We start from the raw sequence: 16,889 nt of genomic DNA on the forward strand, positions 1-16,889 counted from the left end.
TTGAATGGAAAATAACAAACGAGTGAGGAACACATCATGCGTCACGCAATGAAAGCTATGGTTTTTGCTACAACGCTGTTATCGGCAGCTGTCTGGGCAGAGGCTTCGCCAGTCGGTACATGGAAAACCATTGATGATAAAACCGGTCAGGCAAAATCATTGGTGCAAATTGCCGAACAAGGCGGAGAATTTAGCGGCAAAGTGGTGAAGTTATTTCAAAACCCCGAAGCCACCTGCGACAAATGTGAGGGCGACCGCGCCAACAAACCCATTCAGGGCATGACTATCCTGTGGGGCGTGAAAAAATCGGGTGATAGCTACGAAGGGGGAAAAATTTTCGACCCGAAAGAAGGCAAAACTTATAGCGTGAAGTTTAAGCCGATTGAAGGCGGGAAAAAATTAGAAGTACGTGGTTTTCTCGGCGTGGCGTTGTTAGGCCGTACTCAAGTATGGGAACGGGCCGAATAAGCCGCATTCCCCTGCCGCCTTCTGAACCCCAGAAGGCGGGTTTACTACAGTTGCAATTACACAAAGTTGATGAAATTGGTTTCACCTCTCTAACCTATGGCATTTTGATTATCAGACCAACTATTTAAATGCCCCTGGCCAGCCGCCATGTTTGTCGATGACCTTGTCGATCTCGGCCATCAGGCGGGTGGTTTCGGTGAGGGCGACGACGATCTTCTGGTAGTGGGCGATATCGTCCTTTGAGAGCGTGCGGCCTTTGCGGTCTTTGAGCCACTTCTCGCAGACCTGGTAGCCGCCGATGTGGAAGTTCCAAACCTCCTCCGGCACCCCCTTGAAACCGATGCTCTGCGCCTTGTCGACCCAAACGGTGTTTTTCGACCACGAAGCCTTTTCAACTTCAGGATTGCGGCTGCCTATGAACTCTGTGATGGACCTGTCGAGCTTGGGTGATTCAAGCAAGTGCAGGGCGGTGAGTTCGCCGCCTAGCTTGGCCAATGCGTGGAACAGTTCCAAGGTCCCGGTTAATGGCAGACGTGGAAAATCGATCTTTAGAAACTCCGCGTAGCGGCTCCGATAGTTCGGGCTGTGAAACACTGCGTAGACATAGTAGAAAATATGTTCTGGCGTTAGGCCAACAGGCAAACCATCTTTTCCAACTTTTAGACCCAACCGACCGGCAAGTTTTGCAAGGTGCCGATGGGAAAGATTCGGACGACGGCCATCCGTTTCGGTCCCCAATAAGTCCTCATCAAATATATAAAGTGGCAGCGTGGGTGAGCCGTTTCGTCGAAAATAGTTAAGTTGGAGAATTGAGCTAACACATGACACAGCGTCCCATTCGTCACCGCTGATTTCTTGGCCAGCCTCACCGAGAACAAGGCCAAGATTTTTTCGATTGAAGAATTGATCTGAAAGGCGACGACGAAGGTGCACTGCAACAGACTTGTCGTATACCGTGTAGCGTGTATCAAAAGGCGAAGAACAGATGCGTGAAACCTTCTTTCGCCACGCTGGAGATGCCAACGTTACCTTGGCAGCCGCGTAATCCCATTGTTGGGGATTGCAAAGCGTCCCAAAAATTTGTTTTGCCTCATCTCTGCTTTTTGTCTTCAAGAACTGTCGAATCTTTTCCTCTACTTCATTAGCGGTAAAGCTGAGTGCAAAACCATCGTGCATTGTTAGCAACCCACTTTGAGGCTTGCCGTTAGGCCCAAGAGCCCCGGGCATCAATTCGAGCATCTTCATTGCGCTCTCGAACTCGGACCGTATGTCGTCAGCGACCTCATCGCGTGGTGAGTAAAGCCAATCTGGAGCAGCGGGGGTGAGTTGTTGCCAACTCGTTGTTTTCAAAGATGTGCGGGCGAGAACGTCGTACTTTCCAGTGTGGTCTTCCGTCGTTCTAGAGCCCCATAGCTCATGAAATTTACTGTCCGATGATGCACGGCACCCTTTCGCGAACATTCCAATAGCGACACCCTGCTCGATATCGAAAACATTCTCATCGATACCAATCGGTGACAACTCATGGACAACTCGATTACCGTGAAGATCTAGAATCCTAGCAAGGGGGAATTGGCTTCGCCAAAGACGCCGCATTCCCTTAAACGTTCTATTCGTTAGATACCGATGGTTGGTAATCATCGCCAAGATTCCTGCATCTGTAGGAGACAAGATGTATTGGCTTAATCGCAGAAACTTAACGTAATCGTCCTGTAGCCATTTTCCTTGACCGGGCCCTTGAAGACTTGGTTCATCTCGCGTGAAATCTTTGACAAGATTAACGATCCAGTGAATTTTGTTATTCCTAGAATGGCCCGAGTAGGGCGGATTTCCGATCACGACAGTGAATCTCTTCTGCCGCTTGATCTCATTTACAGCGGCAGCTTCATGTGCAAGGGCACCCAATTCAGGGAGCTGTAGCTGCTTGTGCCACGGTTCAAGCGCATTGGTCAGGTAGATTCGGGCGCGCTCCTCTGAACCAAAGCCGTAACCGGTTTCCGCCAGCTTAAGTCCCACCTTCATGTGCGCGATGGCATACGGCGCCATCATCAGTTCGTAGGCGTGCAGCCGTGGCAGCAGATGCTTCGGCACGTAGTCGTTCCATGCCTTGATCTGCTGGGCTTCCGTCATCCGCTGCTGCTTCCACTTGGCCTTGAGCGTGGCATGAATGACATCGATGACCTCGACAAGGAAGGTCGCCGTTCCTGTTGCCGGATCGAGAATCTGAACGAAGGGTTCTTCCGGTGGAATGGTGCGCCTCTCGCCAGGTTCGTCGGTCAGCGGGGGAAGCTTCATACCGGGATGCTTTTTAAGCATCTCGCCCCAAGTGGTGATATCGGCTAGACCATCGACAAGGCCAAACTCAGTTTGCAGCAGTTCATGGACGCTGCGAACGATGTAGGAGACCACGGGCTGTGGGGTGTAGAAGACGCCGCGATCCTTCTTGATATCCTTGTCGTATGCGGTGAGGAAGCCCTCAAAGAAGTGCATGACAGGGTCTTCGTCACGCTTCTTGTCGCCAAAGTCGAGGATTACCGCTTCCATGTTCGTGTCGTCGAGCAGTTCGACGACTTCGGAAACGCCCAGTTCGTCGAAGTCGATGCCCGGCCCGCCCGCCTTGCCCTTGCGCCCGCCGACGTGCAGGAAGGTCTGCATCAGTTCCTTGAGGAAGGGGTTGGTCTTCATGTGCGCCGTCAGGTCGTCGGCGGTGCGCGACTTCGGGTCGGCGATGCGTGCCGACAGGAGGCCGTAGGCGATGGTCTGGGCATACATGTCGGCGAAGCCGGCTTCGTCGAGATCGTGCATCAGGGCCGACTGGAACGCCTTCATCAGCTTGGTGAGTGGCCCCTTGTCGGTTTCGATGGCCAGCGCCGTGGTGATCCGGTCGCGGATGGCGCGTGCCAGGGCGGCTAGGCGAATCGAGAGATCCTTGGCAGTGTTGATCGTCTCGCGGTGGCGCAAGGTGAAAGCGGACTGCCAAGTGTTGCGCCAGCCCTCGATGTCCTTCTTGTCGTCCGGCCAGGATAGGCATTCGGCCAGTTTGGTGGCTACCAGATCGAGGTGCAGCGGCGCATCGGAATTGTCCCAGCCCAGCACCCTCAGGGTCGGTAGGTCGTTCTTGCCTTCCGGTTGCGAGAAGTGTGCAAAGGAAATGTGGCGTTCGCCGGAATCGCCGTAGGAGGAGATGAATATCAGGTCGTTCATGGCCCATGCCTGCCGCTCCGACTTGTTGGCCGATTCCCGTTTGCGGATGACCATGCTGTTGAGCAGTCGGCGCAGAGCAACCACGGGTAACTGCTTCGGCTCAAACTTGACGAAGAAGATGCCCCAGGGTTGATCGTCGGCCAGCGGACGAAGCTGCTTGAGCTCGTTGATCTTGGCGGCGCTGGCCTTGTCGATGCCAAGTTCTTCCGGCCCCCATTCGTAGGTGAGATCGTCGAAGTCGTCGACCTTGATGGGCCAGTTCAGCTCGTCGCCCAGATACTCGACCAGCGAGGGGAAAGTTTTGATCTGCCGAATGCGGTCGGCGTTGGCGGCAACAGTGCGTGGCATCAGTTGAGCTCCATCCAGGCTTTGAGGACAGGCTTGACCCCGACCGGGGCCTGCACCTGCTTGAGGTAGGTGTTCTTGATGTGCTTCTCGATCCGCTGGCGGATTTCGGTCAGCGTCGGTTGGGCGATTTCGGTACGGCGCGGCGTCGAGGCATCGCACCGCACGACGGCGTTGATCGCGGGGGCATCGTCGCTGACCTGCTCGCTGGCGATGTCGTAGAGATACCAGCGGCTGGCACCGGAATCGATTGACCAGCCATCGTCGTCGCCTTCAGTCTTTTCTGCCGGGCCGCGTGGTGCGGGCAAGGCGTAGCAGAGGAACACGCCCTTGGCACCGGGAGAGACGTTCTCTTTGCCGCTGAACACCCGCCCGGGCAGTGCGCTCAGCCGGGCCGGGAGATCCGGGTCGGCCTTCACCAGGCCCTGGAAGTCGAGGTGCATCTGCTCGACCGGGGAGGTCTCGCCTTCGTAGGCGTGGGTGAAATCCTTGAGGGCGTCGAAGTCGTCGTCCGGCGTCAGCAGCTTGCGGCCCTCGATGCCGAGGGTTTTCGAGATGCGCAGGGTCTTATGGGAGACGCTACCGTAGAGCGCCAGCAGGGTGTCCAGTTCATCCGGCGGCAGGAAGTTCCAGTAGGCGACTTTGCCGCGCAATTCCTTGACGTCGGGGTGGTCGGCGATCAACTGCTTTTCGATCTCGGGATTCATGCGCCGATCCACGCGGCCGATGCGTTGCATGAGGCGCACGGGGTTCCAGTGCAGGTCGTAGTTGATCAGGCGGGTGGCATCCTGAAGGTTCAAGCCTTCCGAGAGTACATCGGTGGCGATAAGGATGCGTGTTTCGTCGAGACCAGCCGCCTTGAGCTTGGGCGTGGAGGAATCGTTGTAGTAGGGGGCAAACTGCTTGAGCACGTCGCCACGGTCGCGCTGGTCGCTGCTGTCCACCTCGTCGATGCCGGTGATGCCGGCGGCGATGAGTTCCTTCTTGAGGTAGCGGGCGGTGGTCATGAACTCGGTGAAGATCATGACCTTGTGCTTCTTGAGCACCTTGTCTTCCTTGAGCAGCTTGATCAGCGCCTTGAGCTTGTCGTCCTGGCTGGGCTTGAGTTTCTGCAGTTCGACGAGGAACTTGGCAAGTTCATCCATGTCGAGGAAGGTCTCTGTCAGCATTTCCTCGACCTTGTACTCATCGCGGTTCAGTTCCTCGACGTCGGCCAGCATTTCCGGGGTGACGATGTCCTCTTCCTGATCTTCCGAGTCGCCGAACAACTCGCCCTGGCGCTTCTGCACGGCGCCGATCAACTCGCCATGCTGCGAAAGCCATCGGGACAGCCTCTGCTTCTCCGATGAGGTTGTGGAGTTTTTAGTCATGAACGCTAGCTGCTTGATCAGCAGGGCCTCACAGGACGTCTCGAATGCCTTTGCGGAACTCTCGAAGCGTTTGAGGAACAGGGTACGGATCAGGACAACGACCTGCTTCTGGCGGTTTTCCATGAAGGGGTCGACCGTCTTGTCCTTGCCCTTGTAGTAGGCCATCGGGTAGTACATGGCCAAAGAGAACAGCGGTGCCTTCTTGCTGAACGCCTTCTCGACCATGTCGAGCAGCTTGCCGTAGGTCCTCTTGATCGAATATCCGGCCACCTTCGGGTCTTCACGCACAGGGAACATGGCAGCAGCGATTCCATGTTGCTCTTGGCTCTTCCGCACATAGGCCCGGCTGCGCTGGACGACGAGGGCGCTGAACAGCGGGTCGCGAGACAAGATCGATTCGGCCTCGACCTCGTTAATTTCGACGGCATCGCCATTGGCCGCTGCGGTGACAGCGTCCAGGAGGTCCTTTTCCATCTTGCGGATATGCCCGGGCAGCGAGTGTATGCCCAGTGGCGCGGCCTTGAAGTAGTCCGCTTGCCGGCGCGAGAACAGCTCGATCATGTGCTTGAAGTCGAGCAGGCTGTTGTTGACTGGCGTGGCCGTCAGCATAAACAACGTCTTGCCCTCGGTGATCTGGTAGAGCTTCCAGTAGCGGGAGGGCTTGGAATCCTCGCCGCCCTGGATCTTCGAGCCGCCCGCCTTGTCGGGATCACCCCGAGTGCCGGGGTTCCTGAAATGGTGGGCCTCGTCGATGATGACCACGTCGGCCATCTCGCGCATCTTCTCAAAGCGCTCCTGAAACTCGCCCTCGCGATTCAGGTCGGTGTGATTGAAGATCACCAGATTGCTGAAATCGCCGAGCAGATGCGGTAGGTAGCGCTTGAGCGCCGCTTCCCAGACCGGCTTGCGGCCTGATTTCGGCACCAGCAGCATGACGCGCTTGCGCTCGTGCATGACCAGGCGCTCGATCAGCATGAGGCCGACGAAGGTTTTGCCGAGACCGACACCGTCGCAGAGGAATGCGCCACCAAACTGACGCGAAATCTTGATCAGCGCCTGGTAGCCTTCCTTCTGGTACTGGTCGAGCACCTTGAACATCTTCGAGTCAAGACGTTCCCATTCGCCGACAGAAATCTCACGGTTGCGGAAGTATTCCTGCAACGCCTTGGCGTAAACCTCGAAGGGAGAGTAGTCCTTCGTCTGGCGCTCGATGGTCTTGAGGATTTCGGCGGAGATGTCTTCGGCGTCCTCCCAGTGGCGCTCGTACCATTCCTGAAGAAGTTCTACCTCGCGCCGGATCTGTATGTTGAGCTCGATGTTCTGCACCAGCCCCGGTGCGGTGAAGTTGCTGGAACCGACCAAGGCCGACGACCCGACGACGGCGAGGCGGGCGTGGGTGATGTATGCCTTGGCGTGGAATTTATCCTTGGCATAGACGCGCAACTCGATCTTGCCGTCGCGGATGGCCTGCTCGACTGCGGGGACGCCGAGGAGGAAGTCATTCTTGTCTTTCTCGGACTCGATGCTGCCATCCAGTTTCTCGGCGATCTTCGGCACCAGGGTGGCCAACAGTAGCTTCTTGGTCCGAGCGGTAACTTCGTCGCCCATCAGAATCCGGATCTTTTTCAGTTTCTGCCAATGCCCGTCGAGCGTGAGCAGGGAGCCAATTTCGAAAAATCCGGTGGCGATGTCGAAGGAAACCGAGATTTCTGTCCATTCACGAAGGTAATCACGGACTTTCCATTCATTGTCACTGTTATCGACGATAAAAAGGTCACCATCCGAACGCTGAAGCGATAGATTAGGTTTTTTCGGCATTCCTGTTGTCCTTGAATCTGTCCGCGTTAAGAAAAATTTAATTTTCTAAAAAAACCAGAAATGGCGCTCAGACTGTAGAAGATCAGCACTCCAATAAAAATCCATTTTTTAGATGTAGGAACTATGCTTAAACATCATGCAACATTGCTTCAACGCGTTTCAGTGCACTTTTCCACTCTGCATCCAAAAGATCCCAAATTTCGTTGCTAATCTTCTGGTGTGAAGAATCATTAAACCAGTCAGTGGTTATTTTAGTTACCCGTTCGCGGTATCCTGAACCTTGGCCCCATTCACATTCGCATTTCTGCCAGAATTTTTTGTCACGTTTCATCTCTGTGGAGAAAAGCGACTCACCAAAGACTTGAATTTTTCTCAGTAACGAAGAAAAAGCGGTTCGCAGAACCCCCTCGCACTGAGAAATAAGCGTCTCAGCGCCTGTAAAGTCGGGATTAGTAATGAGATTTTTAGTAATTGCAGTGAAGTCGGAGACTTTCTTGTTTAGCGCTGCAGTTGCTAGTGCTCGCGCACCATGGCCGAACTGATAACCGTAGTTGAGATGCGGCCAATCTCCTTCTCTGCGAACTGCTGCATGGATAGTACTCGGATGCACCTCCTTCAGTTGATCAATGAGGCTGCGTTGAATCTGACGATTGATACTTGGCACATCCTTGTTTTGGCTTACCCAATGTTTAAGCTGAGATGCCGCGTTTCTCAGAATCGCTTGAGCTTTTTCCTTCTCATGATTTTCAATTACTTCCTGAACACTTATAACCAAATGTTCCAAGTCTGTACTGAATATATCGCGTGCTTTTGCAATACGATCCATGACAAACTGCACCAAGGTATCTCTCGAATCTTCTTTAGCGTTAAAAAAACAGATGGAAATGTTTCGGAGACCAGTCGACTCTAGAGCTATTTCGATTTGTTCTGCCTTCAGTTCATACCCCTCTTCCGGCGATTCAACATGCTCCAACGTTGCATCATCTTTCATCTTCAGGGCTTCGCCTGGATGCGGTAACACCAACAGAGCCGCATTTCTGTTCAGGCATTGGTTTCCAGCTTCTTTAGCACGCGTTAGCAACATACGCGCTTCTGTTCCTGGCGCATCATTAAATTTCGAGCAAAGTAGAGCTAATGTGTGCGTATCTTGAAGATGGATTTCAAGATCAGCACGTCCAACTGCACGATCAATACCTTTGGTATCAATGAATCTGATGTTAAGGTCTGTATCTTTTACAAGAGGCATAGCGACAACAAGCTCGATACGTCGTGGCAAACTAAAATCTGGATGAAGACCGTTATTGATCTGAAGGAAAGTCTCACGAAGCCATGTAAGGGGATTTTTACCACTCAGATTTTCATACCAAACATTCCGTGCCTCGCGTGTTTGCAACGACATTCGAGTAATAATATCAACTACAAAGTCACGCAGATTATCATAAGTAACCGCAAGATCTTTCGCATCGTCAAACCGGAGAGTCTTCCCATCAGGACCTTTTAATCTGCGTGAGCGTAATCCCGAAAGATTTCGAATCGCACGTTCAATCTCTTTCGAAACACCTTGCGATTCGACCTCTTCCCCGATGCCGATGATCTTTCCTTTTGCTGAACGCCAGATATATTCTGCAAAATCCATCACATGAGCGCGAATTTCATCTTCAGAACACGGCTCAACAATAAGTCCATATCCTGGACCAGAATAAATATGAACCTCGCATATTGTAATGCCGCCCGCACCAACCTCAAGCACTGTTTGAGAGTGAGGTGACACGTCTGCAGAACTGTCTTCTAAGCCCAAGGCTCGACAAATCGCAGTACTTTTTCCAATTCCGATGCTACCAATAAGTGCAACAGTATGCTCACGCTTTAATAATAGCCCTGCTGTTGTTTGAATTTGCTCCAAATACTCCTCGATTCGCTTTTGGAAAGAAACTTTAATCTCCCCGCTAAGAAGTTGGCGCAGGCCAGCACTAATTTTTTCTGCATTCCAAAGTAAGTCCTGCTTTGGATGATCTAGAGGAGGAACAGGTAGTTCTAACCAGTCACGACTAAGATACTCAGAAAACCTAGAGGCTTCCTCTGTTCCAATTGCGGTAAGCAATGAGTGTAATTGGTCCGATGTAAGGTGGCGATCACCACTTTCCACCCTGGACAGTGAAGGGGCACTCATGGAAAGTTTGCTTGCCAACTCTGCTTGCTTCAGACCTGCGGCCTCCCTCAGTCTGGCGAGATTAGGACCAATTTCACTTGTAGTCGGACGAGCCATTATTAAATGCCTTTGACGTATGAAAAAACTATAACAACTTTAACAATGATAGAGAAACGTTTCAATAAAAAATTGAATCGATTCAAAACATCAACCTGCCAGATGAGATAATGAGAAAAAGAAAAGACAAGGAAAACAAAAGCGCTCCGAAGGGCGCTGTTATCTGGTTTAGGCTTCGTGCATCACTTGAGCCAACGAACCGCCGATTCCCGACATTCGTTTCGACCGCGCCAGTGTGCATTTCAACAAGCGCACCTACACGCTCAAGGGTGGAACCATAAATACACCTGATCTTGGAAATGTGGATGTGGGTAACCCTGTCTGTGTTTCACAATAAAGTCTGCGAAGTTAAATCAACATCGGCATGAGCGAACTGGCTGGCAAAGCCAAGACTGGATATTGCTGCTAATAGCACCATATGCTTTCGCATGATTCCCTCCAAAATAAAAACATCATCTAATGTCTCTAGGATACCGATTAACCCTTAATTGAAAATGAAGGATGTCATGAAATCGCACACATTTTCTGACGAAAAATTATGGGAGAAAGTGAAGCGTTTTGCAGCGGCGGCGGGTAAGGAAGCGATTGAAAAAGTGCTGTGGCTATATTTTGCTTTGCAAAAACCTGATACCCCAAAATGGGCCAAGACGGTCATTGTTGGTGCATTGAGCTATTTTATTTTGCCGTTCGACAGTGTGCCCGATCTGTTGCCAGCGGTGGGGTATACCGATGATATTGGGGTGTTGGTGGCGGCATTGGCGACAGTGAGTGCTTACATTACCGATGACATCAAACAACACACCACACAAAAATTGCGCACGTGGTTTCCCAGTTGGTACTAGATTGGGTGCGAGGTGATAGAGGGGGGAAGGGGATGTGGTGCGAGGCCATTGACCCGGCCTCGCCTGGGTATCCTGCTTTGGATGGCCGACATCATGCCGTTGTCTGTTTACAGCGAGATGAAGCCGAGTTAACAGCCGGTTGAAACTTGAGTTACGGCCGTGGGAGGGTAACGCCGCGTTGTCCCTGATATTTACCGCCACGGTCGCGATAAGACACCTCGCAGATATCATCTTCATCCGCTTCGAGAAATAACACCTGAGCCACGCCTTCATGCGCATAGATTTTGGCTGGCAGTGGTGTGGTATTCGAAAACTCTAGCGTGACATAGCCTTCCCACTCGGGTTCAAAAGGGGTGACATTGACGATGATGCCGCAACGGGCATAGGTCGATTTCCCCAAGCATACGGTCAACACATTACGCGGAATACGGAAATATTCCACCGTGCGTGCCAAGGCAAATGAGTTAGGCGGAATCAAACAAAAGCCTTTGCCAGACACTTCAACGAAAGACTGAGGATCGAAGTTTTTCGGGTCAACAATGGTGCTATTGATATTGGTAAACACCTTAAATTCATCAGCACAGCGAATATCATAGCCATAGCTTGATGTACCAAAAGAAATGACTTTTTCGCCGTTGATTTCTTTCACTTGCTGGGGTTCAAAGGGTTCGATCATGCCGTGTTGTTCGGCCATTTTGCGAATCCAACGGTCGGATTTAATGCTCATTGCGGTTGTTCCATAAAAAATGCCCTCGGTGCGTTTTGTCACACCGAGGGACAAGGGGTCAGGGTAAGAAATTACGCGGTTTGAACCGGAATTTTACCGATTTTGACACGCCATTCTGCTGGGCCGGTATTGTGAACTGACGTACCACAGGAATCGACAGCAACAGTTACGGGCATGTCTTCCACTTCAAATTCATAAATCGCTTCCATGCCCAAATCACCAAAGGCCACCACTTTCGACGCTTTGATGGCTTTCGAGACCAAATAGGCTGAACCACCCACGGCCATGAGATAAACCGCTTTGTTGTCTTTGATGGCTTCGATCGCAGCAGGGCCGCGTTCGGCTTTACCCACCATGCCCAACAAACCGGTTTGTTCTAACATTTGGCGAGTGAATTTATCCATACGGGTGGCAGTGGTGGGGCCGGCTGGGCCAACCACTTCGTCACGCACAGGATCGACCGGGCCAACGTAGTAGATAAAGCGATTGGTAAAATCGACCGGCAAGGTCTCGCCCTTATTGAGCATATCGACCATGCGCTTGTGCGCTGCATCGCGACCTGTCAACAATTTGCCGTTCAACAACAACACATCACCGGGTTTCCAGCTGGCAACTTCTTCTGGCGTGATGGTGTCGAGATTGACACGCTTGCCGCTGCTGCTGTCGTAGGTGATTTCTGGCCAATCTTCCAGTTTCGGGGTTTCCAACACAGCAGGGCCAGAACCATCAAGATGGAAATGGATGTGGCGGGTAGCGGCACAGTTTGGAATCATGGCAACGGGTAACGATGCGGCATGTGTTGGGTAGTCTAGGATTTTCACATCCAACACGGTGGTTAAACCACCAAGACCTTGTGCACCAATCCCAAGCGCGTTGACCTTTTCGTACAACTCAAGACGCAATTCTTCGATACGGCTTAAGCTAGCACCGCTGGCGGCTTTGTCTTTCAGTTCATGGATATTGACGTGATCCATCAGCGATTCTTTGGCAAGCAACATCGCTTTTTCTGGGGTGCCGCCAATCCCAATCCCCAAAATGCCGGGTGGACACCAGCCAGCGCCCATCGTTGGGACAGTTTTTAACACCCAATCGACAATGCTGTCGGATGGGTTCAGGGCATAGAATTTCGATTTGTTTTCCGAACCACCGCCTTTTGCCGCACAGATGACTTCGACACCATCGCCATCAACAATTTCGTAATGCACGACGGCGGGGGTGTTGTCTTTGCTGTTTTGGCGTTTGCCGGCAGGGTCGAGTAAGACCGAGGCGCGCAAGGTGTTATCTGGATGTAGATAGGCGCGGCGCACGCCTTCGTTGATCATCTCTTGTACGCTTAAAGTCGCATCCCATTGCACCTTCATGCCCACTTTCAAGAACACCACGGCAATACCGGTGTCTTGACAGATTGGGCGGCGACCTTCGGCACACATGCGGCTGTTGATCAGAATTTGCGCCATGGCGTCTTTAGCCGCAGGGCTTTCTTCACGCAAATAGGCCTGATACAGCGCATCAATATAATCTTTGGGGTGATAACAACTGATGTATTGGAAGGCATCCGCAATGCTTTGGATGAAGTCTTCTTGACGAATCACGGTCATGGCGCAGCGTTCTCCATTGTTATTAAGCCAGTGAGGGCGGGGTGTGGCAGTCCCTTCTCGCCTCGAGAAGGCAACGACAACCGAAGAATTTTAACAGAATCGCCCTCATAAGCCCTAACCGAGCGGCCACCAACGGTGGAAATGGTGTACCGGCCCAATGCCATGACCAATCGCGAGGCAATCAGCTTGTGCCAAGGCACCGTTCAGATAAGACTTTGCCGCTGCAACGGTATTTACCCAATTATCCTGTTGTGGCCGCAAGGCGGCTAAGGCAGCAGACAACGTGCAGCCGGTGCCGTGGGTGTGGTGGGTGGGCAAGCGCATCCCCGTAAAGCAGTGCACGCCTTCGGGCTGGATTAAATAGTCTGGACTTTCTCGCCCACTTAAATGCCCACCTTTCATTAACACCGCCTTCGCGCCTAAATCTAACAGCGCTTTTCCCTGTGCCATCATGTCGTCAACGGTGGTTGCTGGCGCGGTATCGAGCAAAGCGGCTGCTTCGGGTAGGTTGGGGGTCAGTAAATCGGCGAGGGGCAACAAGGTATCGCGCAAGGCAGAGACTGCTTCTGGTGCAAGTAAGTTGTGGCCGCTTTTCGAAATCATCACTGTGTCGAGTACCACATACGGCGGTTGCCAACGCTGTAGCGCAGCGGCACACGCATGAATGATCTCGGCGTTAGCCAGCATCCCGAGTTTGACCGCGTGGATGTTTAAGTCGCTGAAAACTGCATCGCATTGTGCAGTAATAAAGCTGGCCGGTGGGGTGTGAATGGCGCTGACGCCTTGGGTGTTTTGTGCGGTGAGCGCGGTAATCACGCTTGCTCCATAGACGCCTAAGGCTGAGAAAGTTTTTAAATCCGCCTGAATCCCCGCGCCGCCACTCGAATCGGAACCGGCAATGGTTAATACCTGATAGACCATAGTATGCCTCTTATTAGAACAAACGGATTTCAGGGAAAAAGGCGCGATTGAGTTGATGGCAGGCGTGAACGGGATCGGCTGCGCGGCATAGCGCCGATACCACCGCCAGCCCTGCTACGCCACTGTCTCGCAGTTGTTCGGCGTTTTCAACCGTAATTCCACCAATCGCCACCACTGGCCGTCGTGTCAGACCGAGGCACTGTTTTAAGCCTTCCACGCCTAGCGGTGGGGCGGCGTCGCTTTTGGTGCTGGTGGCAAACACTGGCCCAACGCCGAGGTAGTCGGCAAGGAGCACGTCATCGGCTTGGAAATGGGCGGGTTGGTTGGCGGATAGGCCTAAAATCGCTTTTTCACCCATCCACCGGCGCGCAACGGCCAGCGGTAGGTCGTGTTGTCCAACATGCAAACCATCGGCTTCGCAACCGAGGGCAATGTCAAGATGGTCGTTGATAATAAAGGGGATGTTGGCTTCTCGTGTGAGGGTTCGCATTTCTTGTGCGAGGGCCAAGAGTTCGCGTTTTTTCCAAGTTGGGGCGCGAAGTTGAACGACGCTGATGCCGTGTGGCAGGAGTTTGTGCAGTAAATTCACCGTCGCCCGCGCACCACCACATTGGTCGGGATCGACAACCCAATACAAGCTGAGGTCAACTGCATTCACAATCGTTACCTTTGTTTTGCTAAAGGGGAGGATTGTGCCATAGCTGGTTAGGTTGGGTGCATTGGGTCTGCTTATTTGATTTAATCATCCTTTTTTAATCCACTGATTAACAATAGATTGTGCCAATGTAAATTCAGGTAAAGCATTCTGTTCCGAAAGAGTCTGCTTTGCCTCAATCAACGTAATATTCTTGAACTTACAACGGTTGAAGTAGCTCTGTAATTTTTTCTGATGGGATTTAATTGGTCTATCTGCTCCAGCTAACACCCAATAAACAATATGAATAAGTGCATCAAAATGCTTGCCTTCCAATCTCAATATATTGGCAAGATTTTCATGAATGGTTGAATCTAATGCTAATGCCTGTCTAACTGTATGACCATAGCGGTTTGCATGTTGCATATAGAAATCTTTTTGATCGTGGTATAGCTTCCAAGCATCATCATATCTATTCTCATTAACTGCAATTTTGGCTTCTCTACCTACTTCAGCAGCTTTTACCAATATAAGTGCATCTGTATGATTTTCAGAAAGCTGTAGAAAATCTGCATTTTTATCTTTCAAAAAATTAAAAAGAGACATGTTTTCTCCTGAAAAGTTATAGTTGGCGTGATAAAGTAGTTGAAAAACTTTTTTTAATTTATTTGGTTTTTTGGTTTTACATTTTATCAATCCAAATATGTTAATCTAATTTAATTAAAAAGAAGGTCGGGAGGATTGATCGGAAAAATCTTTTAAAAATGTCTCGATCAGTACAACAACCGAACGTCGCTGGCCTCCAAAATCAATAAACCAATCACATCCATCATCTCCAACATGCCCTGTACTCTCCCAATAATCAGAATCTTCCCATTCAGTATCGTCGTAGTTTGCTTGTGCTTTCTTTTTACAATGTTTTGTACCATTAGCTATTTTGCGAATAGCGTCCCATTCTGGATAGCGTGCTTTCATAGCATCTCTTTGGGGGTCACCAAAGGATTTTCCGTAATACCAATCTGCTACATGATTTGCTATTAACACTGCCGAGATTAGATCACGGTACTGCTTTGTGATACGTACTTGTTGCACAGCTTCACGAGCTAAATCGGCTATATCATCTGCACAATGTATTTCAGATATACTCATTTCAACCTTTCAATCTCAATTTCTGTGGTTGTAAATGGGCACCATGCCCACTTATTTCGTTAGTTATGTTTAGCCCTTTGGAGGGAAAGGATCGTTACCGTAACTATGCTTTTCACGGATACGGCCATTTGAACAGTGAATGATCAGCTCGGACTGCTGATTACGTGCAATTTCCTTTGCTACATTTTTGGCTTGTTGTTGAGTTTGATGCACAGAAGTAGCACGCTCGTTTCCTTCTCCTTTGACCGCCCAACCATTCTTGTGTGGAACAACATGTTGACTTTTACCTGCCATGATTTTTTCCTGAGAATCTCATAGTGATGACAAAAAACTAATGTCTTTGTTTTTTTGTATGGCAACTCGAAAAAAGTAAATAACCTATTTCGAATCGTCAATAGCGAAAAAAACGCCCCCACCACAGCAGGGGCGTTGTTGAATTGCTGTTTATGGTTAATCCCAGTTCAACGCACCACCGGTTTGATATTCCGTTACCCGTGTTTCAAAGAAATTCTTCTCTTTCTTCAAATCAATCATCTCGCTCATCCACGGGAAAGGATTGTTTGCGCCGGGGAACAGTTCTGGCAGCCCAATTTGCACCATCCGGCGGTTACAAATAAAGCGCAGATATTCTTTAAACATCGGTGCATTCAGACCCAAAATACCGCGTGGCATGGTGTCTTCAGCATAAGCATATTCCAACTCAACCGCCTGACCGAATAATTCAGTGATGTCTTGTTGGAAAGCCTCAGTCCATAAATGCGGGTTTTCCAGCTTAATTGAGTTGATCATATCAATACCAAAATTACAGTGCATGGACTCATCACGCAAAATATATTGATATTGTTCTGCCGCGCCGGTCATTTTGTTTTGTCGGCCCAATGCCAAAATCTGCACAAAGCCAACATAGAAGAATAAACCTTCCATAATGCAGGCGAATACAATCAGCGACTTTAACAGCGTTTGATCGTTTTCTAAGGTGCCGGTTTTGAATTCTGGATTAGTCAGGGCATCAATAAATGGAATTAAGAAATTATCTTTATTTCGAATCGATGGGATTTCGTGATAGGCATTAAATACCTCGCCTTCATCCAAACCCAAGGATTCAACAATATATTGATAAGCATGGGTATGAATCGCTTCGTCAAAGGCTTGGCGCAGTAAAAATTGCCGGCATTCTGGGGCAGTGATCTGGCGATAGGTGCCCAACACAATATTATTCGCGGCAAGGCTATCCGCTGTGACAAAAAAACCAAGGTTGCGTTTTACCACGCGCATTTCATCAGCAGACAGTTGACCAGATTTCCACTGCTCAATATCACGCTGCATATTCACTTCTTGCGGCATCCAGTGGTTAGCACACTGGGCAAGATATTTTTCCCACGCCCATTTGTATTTAAATGGCACTAATTGATTAACGTCGGTTTTGCCATTGATAATTCGCTTATCGACGGCATTCACACGACCTTCGTTACTCGTTGGGCTGGCCACAGCCACATCATCAAAACTTAAACTCACAATCACTCTCCAATTTTTTAAGAATTTGGCAC

The 16,889-nt window shown here is 50.6% G+C and carries 13 protein-coding genes; 2 read left to right on the forward strand and 11 right to left on the reverse strand.

Features of this window, described 5'->3' with window-relative positions; genetic code table 11:
- Positions 1-36: 36 nt before the first annotated feature.
- Positions 37-468, forward strand: a complete 432-nt coding sequence (locus ACYVJG_RS07525) for a DUF2147 domain-containing protein (RefSeq protein ID WP_460430509.1) — start codon at positions 37-39, stop codon at positions 466-468.
- A 120-nt stretch (positions 469-588) separates the two neighbouring features.
- Here ACYVJG_RS07525 and ACYVJG_RS07530 read toward each other — a convergent pair whose 3' ends face one another.
- From ACYVJG_RS07530 to ACYVJG_RS07540, 3 genes are all read right to left on the reverse strand, one after another.
- The gene (locus ACYVJG_RS07530) at positions 589-4,020 is read right to left on the reverse strand and encodes a type ISP restriction/modification enzyme (protein ID WP_460430510.1); all 3,432 of its coding nucleotides are present in this window, start codon (positions 4,018-4,020) and stop codon (positions 589-591) included.
- Positions 4,020-7,205 (reverse strand): helicase-related protein, encoded by a 3,186-nt coding sequence (locus ACYVJG_RS07535; protein ID WP_460430511.1) that lies wholly within the window; start codon positions 7,203-7,205, stop codon positions 4,020-4,022. The genes ACYVJG_RS07530 and ACYVJG_RS07535 overlap by 1 nt, the downstream gene beginning before the upstream one ends.
- 127 nt (positions 7,206-7,332) lie before the next feature.
- On the reverse strand, positions 7,333-9,471 hold the full coding sequence (locus tag ACYVJG_RS07540; RefSeq protein WP_460430512.1) for a helix-turn-helix domain-containing protein: 2,139 nt from the start codon (positions 9,469-9,471) through the stop codon (positions 7,333-7,335).
- A gap of 506 nt (positions 9,472-9,977) precedes the next feature.
- On the opposite strand from ACYVJG_RS07540, the gene ACYVJG_RS07545 reads away from it, so the two are divergent.
- Positions 9,978-10,313 carry a YkvA family protein gene (locus ACYVJG_RS07545; protein WP_460430513.1) on the forward strand — a complete coding sequence of 112 codons (336 nt, stop codon included), beginning with the start codon at positions 9,978-9,980 and terminating at the stop codon, positions 10,311-10,313.
- 151 nt (positions 10,314-10,464) lie between these two features.
- Here ACYVJG_RS07545 and dcd read toward each other — a convergent pair whose 3' ends face one another.
- From dcd to ACYVJG_RS07585, 8 genes are all read right to left on the reverse strand, one after another.
- Entirely contained in the window at positions 10,465-11,040 is a 576-nt protein-coding gene (dcd, locus tag ACYVJG_RS07550) for a dCTP deaminase (protein ID WP_460430514.1), read from the reverse strand.
- 71 nt (positions 11,041-11,111) lie between these two features.
- Positions 11,112-12,638, reverse strand: a complete 1,527-nt coding sequence (locus tag ACYVJG_RS07555; protein WP_460430515.1) for a fumarate hydratase — start codon at positions 12,636-12,638, stop codon at positions 11,112-11,114.
- A 114-nt stretch (positions 12,639-12,752) separates the two neighbouring features.
- Positions 12,753-13,559: a bifunctional hydroxymethylpyrimidine kinase/phosphomethylpyrimidine kinase gene (thiD, locus tag ACYVJG_RS07560; protein ID WP_460430516.1), complete on the reverse strand. Its 807-nt coding sequence runs from the start codon at positions 13,557-13,559 to the stop codon at positions 12,753-12,755.
- A 13-nt stretch (positions 13,560-13,572) separates the two neighbouring features.
- Positions 13,573-14,217 (reverse strand): thiamine phosphate synthase, encoded by a 645-nt coding sequence (gene thiE / locus ACYVJG_RS07565; RefSeq protein ID WP_460430517.1) that lies wholly within the window; start codon positions 14,215-14,217, stop codon positions 13,573-13,575.
- An 84-nt stretch (positions 14,218-14,301) separates the two neighbouring features.
- Entirely contained in the window at positions 14,302-14,799 is a 498-nt protein-coding gene (locus ACYVJG_RS07570) for a hypothetical protein (RefSeq protein ID WP_460430518.1), read from the reverse strand.
- Positions 14,800-14,913: 114 nt separating this feature from the next.
- Entirely contained in the window at positions 14,914-15,342 is a 429-nt protein-coding gene (locus tag ACYVJG_RS07575) for a hypothetical protein (RefSeq protein WP_460430519.1), read from the reverse strand.
- Between the two features lie 69 nt (positions 15,343-15,411).
- Complete coding sequence (locus ACYVJG_RS07580; RefSeq protein WP_460430520.1) at positions 15,412-15,636, reverse strand: DUF2188 domain-containing protein; 225 nt, start codon at positions 15,634-15,636, stop codon at positions 15,412-15,414.
- Between the two features lie 156 nt (positions 15,637-15,792).
- Entirely contained in the window at positions 15,793-16,857 is a 1,065-nt protein-coding gene (locus ACYVJG_RS07585) for a ribonucleotide-diphosphate reductase subunit beta (protein ID WP_460430521.1), read from the reverse strand.
- Positions 16,858-16,889: the final 32 nt, after the last annotated feature.

This window comes from Aquaspirillum soli (genome assembly GCF_054781915.1).

Bases quoted from the DNA above. Each gene is read 5' to 3' on its own strand.
- ACYVJG_RS07525 (WP_460430509.1), top strand. From the start codon at position 37: ATGCGTCACGCAATGAAAGCTATGGTTTTTGCTACAACGCTGTTATCG.
- ACYVJG_RS07530 (WP_460430510.1), bottom strand. From the start codon at position 4,020: ATGCCACGCACTGTTGCCGCCAACGCCGACCGCATTCGGCAGATCAAA.
- ACYVJG_RS07535 (WP_460430511.1), bottom strand. From the start codon at position 7,205: ATGCCGAAAAAACCTAATCTATCGCTTCAGCGTTCGGATGGTGACCTT.
- ACYVJG_RS07540 (WP_460430512.1), bottom strand. From the start codon at position 9,471: ATGGCTCGTCCGACTACAAGTGAAATTGGTCCTAATCTCGCCAGACTG.
- ACYVJG_RS07545 (WP_460430513.1), top strand. From the start codon at position 9,978: ATGAAATCGCACACATTTTCTGACGAAAAATTATGGGAGAAAGTGAAG.
- dcd (WP_460430514.1), bottom strand. From the start codon at position 11,040: ATGAGCATTAAATCCGACCGTTGGATTCGCAAAATGGCCGAACAACAC.
- ACYVJG_RS07555 (WP_460430515.1), bottom strand. From the start codon at position 12,638: ATGACCGTGATTCGTCAAGAAGACTTCATCCAAAGCATTGCGGATGCC.
- thiD (WP_460430516.1), bottom strand. From the start codon at position 13,559: ATGGTCTATCAGGTATTAACCATTGCCGGTTCCGATTCGAGTGGCGGC.
- ACYVJG_RS07570 (WP_460430518.1), bottom strand. From the start codon at position 14,799: ATGTCTCTTTTTAATTTTTTGAAAGATAAAAATGCAGATTTTCTACAG.
- ACYVJG_RS07575 (WP_460430519.1), bottom strand. From the start codon at position 15,342: ATGAGTATATCTGAAATACATTGTGCAGATGATATAGCCGATTTAGCT.
- ACYVJG_RS07580 (WP_460430520.1), bottom strand. From the start codon at position 15,636: ATGGCAGGTAAAAGTCAACATGTTGTTCCACACAAGAATGGTTGGGCG.